The sequence below is a fragment of the Flavobacterium erigeronis genome (assembly GCF_054075165.1).
The window spans coordinates 1-672 of sequence record NZ_JBSKGP010000028.1 but is presented as its reverse complement, the minus strand read 5'-3'; the positions used below and the strand labels follow the sequence as shown (position 1 = coordinate 672).

The window sequence follows — 672 nt, the reverse complement described above, 5'->3', positions numbered from 1 at the left end:
AAAATTAAGAAATAGGATTAACCAAAATTCAAATTGGCTATGATTAAAAATATAAAAAAGGTTTTCGCCATCATCACATTGCTTACTGTTTACGGAGCAATGGCACAGCAAGATCCGCAGTACACGCAGTATATGTATAATACCATGACCGTAAACTCAGCCTATGCAGGTTCATTAGGCCATTTAACCGTTACCGGACTTATAAGAACGCAATGGGTCGGAATTGAAGGCGCGCCAGACACGCAGAGCTTTTCGTTAGACACTCCAGTCGCCAAAAATCTGGGGTTAGGAATTTCGATCGTTAATGAAGAAATTGGCCCTTCAGAAGAACAATATCTCGACGCCAACTTCTCTTATACCATTCAATCGGGAGAAACGCACAAACTTTCTTTTGGGATCAAAGGAGGTGGACGCGTCATAAATATCGATTGGACAAAAGGAAGTTACCGAGACCCAGATGCCGAGTTTAGAGAAAATATTACCAATAAATTTCTTCCTGTTGTTGGTGCTGGATTGTACTGGCATGGCGAAAGAGATTATATCGGACTTTCGGTTCCTAATTTCATGACAAGGGAACGCTATACCTATGATGATATCAGTGATGATCTCGTTAACCAAAGAATACATGTTTATCTGATTGGAGGAATTGTTTTTGATCTTTCGGCGCATACC

The 672-nt window shown here is 40.5% G+C and carries 1 protein-coding gene; it reads left to right on the top strand.

Going from position 1 to position 672, the window contains the following annotated elements; translation table 11 throughout:
• Positions 1 to 39: 39 nt before the first annotated feature.
• Positions 40 to 672: PorP/SprF family type IX secretion system membrane protein (locus tag ACWA1F_RS23935; RefSeq protein WP_456897545.1), on the top strand; the 633-nt coding region annotated here is incomplete at its 3' end.